Origin of the sequence: Actinomadura syzygii (genome assembly GCF_008085905.1) — a bacterium.
GTDB lineage: Bacteria > Actinomycetota > Actinomycetes > Streptosporangiales > Streptosporangiaceae > Spirillospora > Spirillospora syzygii.
In genome coordinates, this window is the sequence record NZ_VSFF01000007.1 from 125227 (window position 1) to 136443 (window position 11217).

An 11217-nucleotide genomic window follows, 5' to 3' on the forward strand; every position below is an offset into this window, starting at 1 on the left:
GCGCAGCCCCGCCTACAACTTGTCCTTGATGACCCGCAGATACTCGGCCTGCTTGAAGCGGACCACGACGGCCTCCATCAGGACCCTTGTCACCAGCATCTGGAGCAACCAGACGAACGGCGTGCAGAGGACGGTGATGAGGCCCGAAAGCCAGGCTCCCCCTTGGAAGAGCCAAACGCCGAAGAGGAGGATGGCCAGGCACTCAAGGGACACCACGATCAGCGTCAGGACGTAGATGGTCTTGACGATGCTCGGCGTCACCATCGCGTTGAAGTTGGTTTCGAGGAGGGCGGCGAGCACTCCCGTCCTTCTCTGTTCGGACGGCACCCACTCCTGCTGTCCTTGTGTTCCTCCGGGTCCCGCCTGCCCAGGGGGCGCGTAACCGGGGCCGGAGTATCCGGGAGCGGCCGGGCCGGGCGGACGCGGGCCGGGGACGGGCCCCGGTGGTTGCGAGCCGGGCGGTGGGCCGTATGCCCCGGACGGATGGCCGGGCGCCTCCGGGCGCGGGGGTTGACCGGGGTCCGATGGGTGCGTCATCGCCGTCGTCTCCAGGGTTTGGCCGTCTACACAAAGACTCTAGAGCCTGCCGTCCACCCGCGCCGGAACCGTTCGTGTAGGGGTGGCGCGCCGCCTTCCCCGCCGGACGGCGGCTATTGTGCGGAGGCCGAGCAAAGGGTCCGGATCGGGGCGTGGGGTTCGATGGTCGTCGCGTTCGTGTCGGCGCTCGCGGGGCTGGCCGCCGGGCTGGTCCTCGCGCCGCTCACCGCACCGTTCGTCGGGGACGTCCCGCCGCGCCGGGCACCGGTCGCGCTGGTCACCGCCGCCGCCTTCGGACTGCTCGGATGGCGGGTGGGGCTTGAGCCCGTCCTGCCCGCGCTGCTCTACCTCGCCGCGGTGGGCGCGCTGCTCGGCGTCGTCGACGTGAAGGTCAAGCGGCTGCCGGACCGGTTCACGCTGCCGTCCTACGGCGTCGCGGCGGCGCTGCTCGCCGCCGCCGCGCCGTTCACGAAGAACGGCCTCGACCACTTCCTGCACGCCCTTCTCGGAATGGCGGCACTGTTCGCGGTGTATCTGCTGCAGGCGTTCATCACGCCGTCCGGGATCGGGCTGGGAGACGTCAAACTGTCGGGCGTACTCGGCCTCTGCCTGGGCTGGTTCGGCCTAGATACCTGGGTCTTCGGTCTCCTGGCCACCTATCTCATCGGCGGGGCGATGGGCATCGGAATCCTGGTCGTCCGGCGGGACCGGAAAGGCGAGTTCGCCTTCGGACCGGCCATGCTCGCGGGCACCCTGCTCGCCGTCCTGGTCCTCTCTTCCTAGCGGCGCGACGGGCGGAAGCGGGTCAGTCGCGGCAGGGGTTCTGCCCGCCCTGGACGCCGCCGCCGATCTTGTTGATGGCGGGCGGGGCGAGCCGCAGCCCGTTCGTCCCGATCACGAGGCGGACGCCGTCCGCCGGGGCGGCCGCGTCGGCGGTGAGGAGGGCGTCCGGGACGTCCCGCGCGAGCGCCGACGCCTGCGCCTCCGCGGCGGCTCCGTAGACGATGCGGCTCTCCGGCGCGGCGGCGCCCTTCTCGACCTTCTTCGCGACCTTGAAGCCCCGCTGCCGGAGCTGCCGCACGACGCGCCGCACCAGCGGGTCCGGCCCGCCCGCGTCCACGACGGTGACGTTCACCTTGCCGGGGGCGGGCGGCGCCTGCTTCGCCTGGACGGGCTTCGCGGGCTCGGCGGGCAGGTCGTTGTCGTGCTTGACGGCCTCGAACAGCGGCTTCGCCAGCTCCTGGTTCCACTGGACGCGGTTCGGGTCCGGCGCGTACCGCTCGACCGGGACGGTCACGAACCGCACCTGCCCGGCGCTCATCCCCTTGAGCCCGTCGGCGAGCTTCCGCATCGCGGACAGGTCGAGGTCGTCGTCGGTCGTCACCGACTTCGTCGCCGCCTTGAGGAACTTGTACGTCTTCGCCGGGTCGGACAGGACGGAACCGCTGGTCGCCTTGTCGACGACCGCCGCCATGAACTTCTGCTGCCGCTCGATCCGTTCGAGGTCGGACCCGTTCCCCAGCGAATACCGCGCCCGCACGTAGCCGAGCGCCTGCTCACCCTTGACGGTCTGCTTCCCGGCCTTCAGATACAGCTCGGCACGCGGGTCGTTCACCGGCTTGTCGACGCAGATCTGGACGCCGCCGAGAGCGTCCACCATCCGCTTGAACCCGGAGAAGTCGACCTGCACGAAATGGTCGATGTGGATTCCGGTGAGCGACTCCAGCGTCTTCCACGTGCAGGTCGGGCCCGCGTAGGCGAACGCGGCGTTCAGCATCCCGAACTGCGCGGGGACCGTCCCGCCCTTCTCCTTCTTGCACTGCGGGATCTTCACCATCGAGTCGCGCGGGAAGCTGATCCCGACCGCCTGGTCCCGGTTCGGCGACAGGTGCAGGATGATCGCCGTGTCCGAGCGCGCCCCCGACATCCCGGCCGCCGCCCCGTACCGCGCGTTGTCGCCGTCCCGGGTGTCGGATCCGATCAGCAGAATGTTCAGCGACTTGTTCAGCTTCTTCGGACGGTCGGCGCCGAGCTGGTCGTCGACGTGCTTCTTCTCGATCCCGCCCATCAGGTCGTGGTAGAGCCAGGCCGTCCCGGCTCCGCCGACGAGCAGGACCAGGGCGGCGCCGATCGCGGTCCACCGCAGGATCCTCCGCGACCGCCTCCGCCCCTTCGCCGGAACGTCCTCGGCGTCGGCGTCGGCATCCGCCGTCGCGGCGACCGGCTCAGCCTCGGTCTCGGTCTCGGGGTCGGGTTCGGCGTCCTGGTGCGTTCCAGATGTGGGGCCGGTCGGCTCGCGGTCGGCGGGGTCCCCCGCGAGGTCGTCGCGGCCGGGGTTCTCGTCGCTCATCGGTCCCGTCTCGGGCCAGGCCCTGGTCCAGGGCGCGGTCTTCGTGGTTCGCCACTCCGGGGAGGCGGCGGGATTCACGGCGGTGCGTGCACCTCCGCCTGTTGGATGCGCGAGCCGCCATTTTTGTTGACAACCACGCGGAAATCCTGGCATCCGCGCGGGACACGTTCGACCGGAGCACCGGTCATGCCTTACCGCACTCGTCTCGATTCCGCCCGGCAATAACAACTGGTTATGGATGGCGGACGCCTCCCGCCCCCGGTCAGGCGGCTAAAGTCTGTGGTCAGACTCACAGCCGGGTCTGCCTGTTATGTATGTCACAGCCACCGGAAGGTGGCGTAAGGTCGCTTCGCTGGAAGCGCACACGAGGCGTCACCGCCCGCATGCGACCCGCCGCCGGGAGCGGCCCCCGCCGGGGCGCGCGGCCCCGCGCGCGACGGCCGCACGGGTGCGCTCAGACCGTGATGCGGGGACACGACGACCCGAGCTCAGGAGAGCGATCGATGAGCACTGTGGAGGCGCCGGCGAAGTCGCGCGCCCAGATCAAGGAACGCACGCTCCGGAAGGACAACTGGCGCCTGTATCCGGTCACGACCTTCGTGATCTTCACGGCGTGGGTGGTGTACGCGACCGTCCGGGCGTTCTGGGGCTCCGCCTTCTACGTCCCGGAGTTCCACTACCTGACGCCGTTCTACTCGCCCTGCCTGAACGAGATCTGCAACAACGTGACGGTGGACGGCCACACCGGCGACGCGGCGGAGTTCGGGACGTTCCTCCCGGCGGGCACCCGCGGCTTCATCCCGTTCGCGGCGATCTCGCTGCCGTTCCTGCTGCTGTTCCGGCTGACCTGCTACTACTACCGCAAGGCGTACTACAGGTCGTTCTGGCAGTCGCCGACCGCGTGCGCCGTCCGCGAGCCGCACGGCAAGTACACCGGGGAGCGGCGGTTCCCGCTGATCGGGCAGAACCTGCACCGCTACTTCTGGCTGGCGGCCGTGCTGATCTCCCTGGTCAACACGTGGGACGCGGTCCGCGCCTTCCACGGGAAGGACGGCGGGTTCGGCATCGGGCTCGGCACGCTCATCCTCGTCGCGAACGTGGTGCTGCTCTGGCTCTACACCCTGTCCTGCCACTCGTGCCGGCACATCGTCGGCGGACGGTTGAAGAACTTCTCCAAGCACCCGTTCCGGTACCGGATGTGGGGCTGGGTCTCCAAGATCAACGAGCGGCACGGCACCTACGCGCTGATCACCCTCGGCTCGCTGGTGGTGGCCGACCTGTACGTCGCGCTCGTGGCCGGCGGCACCATCTCCGACCCGCGAATCTTCAACTGAGGCCAAGGAAATGACTGAGATCGAGAGGCACTCGTACGACGTCGTGGTGATCGGCGCCGGCGGCGCCGGGCTGCGCGCGGCGATCGAGGCGCGCCTCCAGGGCAAGAAGACCGCGATCATCTCCAAGTCGCTGTTCGGCAAGGCCCACACGGTGATGGCCGAGGGCGGCGCCGCCGCCGCGATGGGCAACGTCAACTCCAACGACAACTGGATGGTCCACTTCCGCGACACCATGCGCGGCGGCAAGTTCATGAACAGCTGGCGCATGGCCGAGCTGCACGCCAAGGAGGCCCCGGAGCGGATCTGGGAGCTGGAGCACTGGGGCGCGCTGTTCGACCGCACCAAGGACGGCAAGATCAGCCAGCGCAACTTCGGCGGCCACGAGTACCCGCGCCTCGCGCACGTCGGCGACCGGACCGGCCTGGAGCTGATCCGCACCACCCAGCAGAAGATCGTCGCCCTCCAGCAGGAGGACCACGCGAAGCACGGCGACTACGAGGCCAACCTCAAGGTGTGGGCCGAGACGACCGTGACGCGCCTGCTCAAGGACGCCGACGGACGGATCTGCGGCGCGTTCGGCTACGTCCGCGAGACCGGCAAGTTCGTCGTGTTCGAGGCGCCCGCCGTGGTGCTCGCGACGGGCGGCATCGGCAAGGCGTTCAAGGTGACGTCCAACTCCTGGGAGTACACCGGGGACGGGCACGCGCTGGCCCTGCTGTCCGGCGCGACGCTGCTGAACATGGAGTTCGTCCAGTTCCACCCGACCGGGATGGTCTGGCCGCCGTCCGTCAAGGGCATCCTCGTGACCGAGTCGGTGCGCGGCGACCGCGGCGTCCTGCGCAACTCCGACGGCAAGCGGTTCATGTTCGACTACATCCCCGAGGTGTTCAAGGCGCAGTACGCCACCACCGAGGAGGAGGGCGACCGCTGGTACGACGACCCGGAGAACAACCGGCGCCCGCCCGAGCTGCTGCCCCGCGACGAGGTCGCCCGCGCGATCAACTCCGAGGTCAAGGCCGGCCGCGGGTCCCCGCACGGCGGGGTGTTCCTCACCGTCGTCGACCGGATGCCGGGCGGCGCGGCCGAGATCGTCCGGCGGCTGCCGTCGATGTACCACCAGTTCAAGGAGCTGGCGGACGTCGACATCACCAAGGAGCCGATGGAGGTCGGCCCGACCTGCCACTACGTGATGGGCGGCGTGGAGGTCGACCCCGACACCGCGGCGGCGAAGGTCCCCGGCCTGTTCGCGGCGGGCGAGGTGTCCGGCGGCATGCACGGCTCGAACCGGCTCGGCGGCAACTCGCTGTCCGACCTGCTGGTCTTCGGACGCCGGGCCGGGCTCGGCGCGTCCGAGTACGTCGACGCGCTGGCCGCGCGTCCCGCCGTCCCGGACGCGGAGGTCGAGGCGGCGACGGCCGAGGCGCTCGCCCCGTTCGAGCGCAAGGACGGCGAGAACCCGTACGCCGTCCACGCCGAGCTGCAGACGACGATGAACGAGCTGGTCGGCATCATCCGCAGGGAAGAGGAGCTGGAGCGGGCGCTGGAGGCGCTCGGCAAGCTCCGCGAGCGGGTCGCGAACGTCGCCGTCGAGCCGGTCGCGGTGAACGACGGCCGCGGCTACCACCCGGGCTGGCACCTCTCGCTCGACCTGCGCAACATGCTGCTCGTGTCGGAGGCGGTCGCGAAGGCGGCGCTGGAGCGGCAGGAGAGCCGCGGCGGCCACACCCGCGACGACCACCCGGGCATGTCGGCCGAGTGGCGCAAGGTGAACCTCGTCTGCAGGCTGGCGGGCGACCCGTCGTCCCCGCACGTCGAACTGGTCCGGCAGGACATGGTCCCCATGCGCGGCGACCTGCTCGAACTGTTCGAGAACGACGAGCTGAAGAAGTACCTGACGGCCGAGGAGCTGCCGACCGGCCTGGCCGAGGAGGTCAAGACCGAGGAGGCGGAGGCCGCCGCCGGGTCGGGCGCGACCGCCGCGGCCGCGGACGACGAGGAGGACGACCGATGAGCTACGAGGCCAAGTTCCGGGTCTGGCGCGGTGACGACGGCGACGGCGAGCTCACCGACTACACCGTCGAGGTGAACGAGGGCGAGGTCGTCCTCGACATCATCCACCGGCTGCAGGCCACGCAGGCGCCCGACCTCGCCGTCCGGTGGAACTGCAAGGCGGGCAAGTGCGGCTCGTGCTCGGCGGAGGTCAACGGCATGCCGAAGCTGCTGTGCATGACGCGGATGTCGACGTTCGAGCCGGACGAGACGATCACGGTCACCCCGGTCCGCACGTTCCCCGTCATCCGCGACCTCGTCACGGACGTCTCGTACAACTACGAGAAGGCGCGCGAGATCCCGTCGTTCGACCCGGGCGACGCCCAGCCGGGCGAGCTGCGCATGCAGCAGGTGGACGTGGAACGGTCGCAGGAGTTCCGCAAGTGCATCGAATGCTTCCTGTGCCAGAACGTCTGCCACGTGATTCGTGACCACGAAGAGAACAAACCGGAATTCTCGGGCCCTCGCTTCCTGATGCGCATCGCCGAGTTGGAGATGCACCCGGCCGACCAGTCCGACCGGCGGGAGATCGCGGCGAAGGACCACGGCCTCGGCTTCTGCAACATCACCAAGTGCTGCACCGAGGTCTGCCCCGAGCACATCAAGATCACAGACAACGCGCTGATCCCGATGAAGGAACGGGTCGTCGGACGCAGGTACGACCCGGTCGTGTGGCTCGGCAGCAAGCTCGGAATCGTGAAGAAGGGCCAGGACACGCCTTCGGCCTGACCTGGAAGAATGCCCTCGCGAACGTCCCCCGCCGCCCCGCGCGACGGGGGACGTTCGCGGTTCCGCCGCGGGAGTCGGCGTTCTGGCATACGGCGCTCCCCGAACACGACGGGCGGCGTGCCCCCGGGCCGCCGCCCGTCGTTCCGCCGCTCGCCGGAGGCGATGGACGGGACGCCGGCCGGCCTTCCGGCCGTACACGCCATGTCCCACCCTCGCCCGCCGCTCTCGTCCCGAAAAGGCATTTGTGCACAGAGCGTGTGATTGAACCGTGATTGCTTCCTTGGACCACGGGACGGCCCCGTCCCTTTAGCGTGGTGGCATGAGCGCCCTCGAAACGGGTTCGTTTCTCACCGAGCTCACCCCGGTGGAACGCGCGGAGCTGGAGTCGCGCGGCCGCGTCCGCGATTTCGAACGGGGGGCGACGCTCTTCGTGGAGGGGGAGCGGCCGGGCTGGGTCGCCGTCCTGCTGAAGGGGCGGGTGAAGGCGTTCTCCTACCGGGAGCAGGGCGGGGAGGCGCTGCTGGCGGTCCGCGGTCCGGGCGCGCTGCTCGGCGAGGTCGCCGCGATCGACGGGCAGCCCCGGTCGGCGTCGGTGGAGGCCCTGGAACCGGTGCGGGCGCTGGCCGTCACGGCGGAGGAGTTCATGGCGTTCCTCCAGGTCCATGGCCGGGTCTCGGTCATCATCATGCGGATGCTGTGCCAGCGGTGGCGCGACGCCGACCGCAAGCGCGCCGAGTTCGGCATGTTCGACGCCACCGGGCGGGTCGCGCAGCGGCTGGTCGAGCTGGCGGAGCGGTTCGGCGTGCCGTACGAGCGGCGGTCGGGGCCGGCGGCGGCCGGGCAGAGCGTCCGCATCACGCTCAACCTGTCGCAGGAGGAGCTGGCCGGGTGGGTCGGCGCGTCCCGGGAGGCGGTCAGCAAGGCGCTGCGGACGCTCCGCGCGCACGGCTGGATCGAGACGGGCCGGCGGCGGCTGATCGTGCACGACCTCCAGGCGCTCCGCAGGCACGCCCGCTGAGCCTTCGCGCCGGGCTCCCGTCGTCGCGGGGACCCGCTGGTCGCGCCCCGGTTCGTACCGGCCGCCCGTCCGGCACGTACGCTGTGCCGGGTGCAGTTGCAGCAGCTCGCCTACTTCGTCGCGGTCGCGGAGGTCCGCCACTTCACGCAGGCCGCCGAGATCCTGCGGGTGGCGCAGCCGTCCCTGTCCAAGCAGATCCGCGCGCTGGAGGGCGAGCTGAACGTCTCGCTGTTCAGCCGGGCGCGGGGGAACATCACGCTGACGCCCGCCGGCGAGGCGCTGCTGCCGCTCGCGAAGCGCATTCTCGCGGACGTCGACACGGCCCGGCTGGAAGTGCAGGAACTGGCGGGCCTGAAACGCGGGCGGGTGCGGCTCGGCGCCACGCCGTCCCTGTGCGCGGGCCTTCTGGCGGACGTCCTCCGCCGTTTCCACGACACCTATCCGGGGATCCAGCTCATCGTCGAGGAGGGCGGGTCGCGCGACCTCGTCCGGGAACTGACCCGCGGGTCCCTCGACCTGGCGCTGGTCATTCTCCCCTTGCACGGCGACCCGCCGCTGGACACCGTTCCGATACTGCGCGAATACCTGGTGGTGGCGTCTCCGGCGGGGCCCGATCAGAACGTCCCGGAACGTGCGGCCAAGGCCGCGAAGTTGCCGCGCCGCTCCTTTCTGCGCATCGAGGATCTGCGGAACCGTCCGCTGGTGATGTTCCGTCCCGGCTACGACCTGCGCGAGGCGACGATCAGCGCATGCCGGGCCGCTGGGTTCGAGCCGAGGTTCGCCGTCGAGGGCGGCGAGATGGACGCCGTGCTGCGGTTCGTCGAGGTCGGGCTGGGCGTCGCGGTCGTCCCGAGCATGGTCCTCGCCGGACGGCCGGGCCTGCGCGGCACGCCGCTCGTCCTGCCCGACGAGGAGGCGCGGCGCGGCCGCCACGGCCCCGGCCTGCTCCGGACGGTCGCGCTCGCCCACCGCAAGGACGTCGAACTCACACACGCGGCACGCGCATTCCAAGAAACCCTGCAAACGTTCCTCGCTGAAGCGGGCCTCGCCGGAAACCTCCCCGCGGGCGTCGAGAACCTCGTCAGCGACTAGACCCCGCTCGGCTCGGGAATTCGCACCGTTTCCGAGCGCGTCCGTCCGATGGACATCGACATTCCCGCCGCGAACAGGCACAGCACCGCCGCGCCCCACCACGCGAGCGTGTAAGAGCCGAGCGACGTGCGCAGCACTCCCGCGACCGTGGCGGCAACGGCCGCGCCGAGTTGGTGCGCCGTGAACACCCATCCGAAAACGATGGTGCCCTCGGTCGGCCCGAACACCTCCCGGCACAAAGCGATAGTCGGCGGGACGGTCGCGACCCAGTCCAGCCCGTAGAAAATGACGAAGACCAGCATGCTCGGGTGGGGCGAATCGGCGAAAAGCATCGGCAGGACGAGCAGCGACAGCCCGCGCAGGGCGTAGTACCAGCCGAGCAGCTTCCGGCTGTCGAGCCGGTCCGTGAACCAGCCGGACGCGATCGTCCCGACGATGTCGAAGATGCCGACCAGGGCGAGCAGACTGGCCGCCGTCGTCTCGCCCATGCCGTGGTCGTGCGCGGCGGGGATGAAATGCGTCCCGACCAGCCCGTTCGTGGACCCCCCGCAGATGAAGAAGCCCCCCGCCAGCAGCCAGAACGCCTTGCTCTTGGACGCCTTGGACAGCGCCCGCAAGGCCGTCCTCGCGGCGTCCCGGCTCCGAGGCGGCTCGGGCTCCGCGACCGTCGCCCCGTAGGGAAGCAGCCCCACGTCCGACGGACGCTCCCGCAGCACCAGCACGATGAGCGGCACCACCGCCAGCGCGGACCCGCCCACGGTCAGCGACGCGGAGCGCCAGCCGTACTCGTCCACGAGCCACGCCAGCAGCGGCAGGAACACGAGCTGCCCGGCCGCGCCGCCCGCGGTGAGCACGCCGACGACGAGCCCGCGGTGCCGGACGAACCACCGCCCGGTGACGGTCGCGGCGAACACCATCGCCATCGACCCGGTGCCGAGCCCCACCAGCACGCCCCAGCACAGGACGAGCTGCCACGACGCCGACATGAACACGGTCAGCCCGCTGCCCGCCGCGACCAGCACGAGCGCCACGGCGGTGACCCGCCGGATCCCGAACCGGTCCATGAGCGCCGCCGCGAACGGCGCCGTCAGCCCGTACAGGACGAGGTTGACCGACACGGCCGCCGACGTCGTCGCCCGCGACCAGCCGAACTCGTCCTGCAGCGGCACGATCAGGACGCCGGGCGTCGCCCGGAACCCCGCCGCCCCCACCAGCGCGACGAACGCCACGGCCGCGACGAACCAGGCCCGATGAACACGTTTGATCACCAAGCCACTCTGCGCCCCACCCTCACCCGGAGAAAAGTGGCAAGAATGCCATTAACCACAAACATCCGGCCATCCCCGTCCGGGGTCAGGGGGCCAGGAGGGCTTTCAGGACGTTGGAGCGGAGGGTTTGGTCGTCGTTCTTGGGCGGGTGCCACGGGCAGGCTATGTCGAGGGCGGCCACGCGGCCGGTGGCGAGGATGCGGCGGGCGGAGGCGATCACGGCCTCCGTCGAGGGGCCGTCGCCCACCGGGAACTTCATGCCGGGGAGTTCGGCGTCGTCGATGACGTCCAGGTCGATGTGCAGGAGGATCGGGCCGTCGGGGAGGACGACGTCGTCCACCGTGCATTGCCGGACCTTCGAGGCGGCCAGGTACTCGGCCTCGGCCGGGTCGAGGTCGCGGGCGCCGACCAGGACGGCGCGCTCCTCGGGCAGCGGGCGCAGGCCCAGCCGGTCGGCGAGCAGCTCCGGGTGGTCGCCGAGGATCTGGCGCAGCGGCATCCCGCCGAGGTAGCCGGACGTGGAGCTCTCCAGCGAGTGGATGTCGCCGTGCGCGTCGTACCAGACGACCGAGGCGTCCACCCCGGCCTTCTGCAGCCCGGCGAGGACGGCCTCGGCGGTCAGGCAGTCGCCCGACACGACCGAGGGGCGCGTCCCGCCGTTGACCTGGTCGGCGACCTCGGCGGTCACCAGTTCGAGGAGCGCGGCGACCCGCGTCCAGACGTCGCCGTCCGGCAACGGGCGGGTCACCGGGACGACGTTCCCGCCGGGTAGCGGGAACGTCGAGTCGGGGATGCGTTCGTCCTGGTGGTAGGGGACCAGAGTGATCGTCATGCGATCCA

At 70.6% G+C, this 11217-nt stretch carries 10 protein-coding genes; 6 read left to right on the top strand and 4 right to left on the bottom strand.

Annotated elements, in window-relative coordinates:
• Positions 1–12 precede the first annotated feature (12 nt).
• Entirely contained in the window at positions 13–327 is a 315-nt protein-coding gene (locus FXF65_RS18470; RefSeq protein ID WP_148351216.1) for a DUF4282 domain-containing protein, read from the bottom strand.
• Between the two features lie 372 nt (positions 328–699).
• On the opposite strand from FXF65_RS18470, the gene FXF65_RS18475 reads away from it, so the two are divergent.
• The gene (locus tag FXF65_RS18475; protein ID WP_148351217.1) at positions 700–1320 is read left to right on the top strand and encodes a prepilin peptidase; all 621 of its coding nucleotides are present in this window, start codon (positions 700–702) and stop codon (positions 1318–1320) included.
• A 22-nt stretch (positions 1321–1342) separates the two neighbouring features.
• Here the strand turns inward: FXF65_RS18475 and FXF65_RS18480 are convergent, their stop codons facing one another.
• The gene (locus FXF65_RS18480; protein ID WP_187412375.1) at positions 1343–2887 is read right to left on the bottom strand and encodes an LCP family protein; all 1545 of its coding nucleotides are present in this window, start codon (positions 2885–2887) and stop codon (positions 1343–1345) included.
• Between the two features lie 503 nt (positions 2888–3390).
• Here FXF65_RS18480 and FXF65_RS18485 point away from each other — a divergent pair.
• The 5 genes from FXF65_RS18485 to FXF65_RS18505 all read left to right on the top strand — a co-directional run bounded on the left by FXF65_RS18485 (position 3391) and on the right by FXF65_RS18505 (position 9109).
• On the top strand, positions 3391–4221 hold the full coding sequence (locus FXF65_RS18485; protein WP_148351219.1) for a hypothetical protein: 831 nt from the start codon (positions 3391–3393) through the stop codon (positions 4219–4221).
• A gap of 10 nt (positions 4222–4231) precedes the next feature.
• The gene (locus FXF65_RS18490) at positions 4232–6232 is read left to right on the top strand and encodes a fumarate reductase/succinate dehydrogenase flavoprotein subunit (RefSeq protein WP_148351220.1); all 2001 of its coding nucleotides are present in this window, start codon (positions 4232–4234) and stop codon (positions 6230–6232) included.
• Complete coding sequence (locus FXF65_RS18495; RefSeq protein WP_148351221.1) at positions 6229–6999, top strand: succinate dehydrogenase/fumarate reductase iron-sulfur subunit; 771 nt, start codon at positions 6229–6231, stop codon at positions 6997–6999. The genes FXF65_RS18490 and FXF65_RS18495 overlap by 4 nt, the downstream gene beginning before the upstream one ends.
• A 319-nt stretch (positions 7000–7318) precedes the next feature.
• The gene (locus FXF65_RS18500) at positions 7319–8017 is read left to right on the top strand and encodes a Crp/Fnr family transcriptional regulator (RefSeq protein ID WP_148351222.1); all 699 of its coding nucleotides are present in this window, start codon (positions 7319–7321) and stop codon (positions 8015–8017) included.
• Between the two features lie 90 nt (positions 8018–8107).
• Positions 8108–9109 carry a LysR family transcriptional regulator gene (locus FXF65_RS18505; protein ID WP_148351223.1) on the top strand — a complete coding sequence of 334 codons (1002 nt, stop codon included), beginning with the start codon at positions 8108–8110 and terminating at the stop codon, positions 9107–9109.
• On the opposite strand, the gene FXF65_RS18510 is transcribed toward FXF65_RS18505, so the two are convergent.
• Complete coding sequence (locus FXF65_RS18510; RefSeq protein WP_378232044.1) at positions 9106–10377, bottom strand: MFS transporter; 1272 nt, start codon at positions 10375–10377, stop codon at positions 9106–9108. The two genes, FXF65_RS18505 and FXF65_RS18510, sit on opposite strands and share 4 nt — an antisense overlap.
• An 85-nt stretch (positions 10378–10462) precedes the next feature.
• Positions 10463–11209: an arginase family protein gene (locus tag FXF65_RS18515; protein WP_148351225.1), complete on the bottom strand. Its 747-nt coding sequence runs from the start codon at positions 11207–11209 to the stop codon at positions 10463–10465.
• Positions 11210–11217 lie beyond the last annotated feature (8 nt).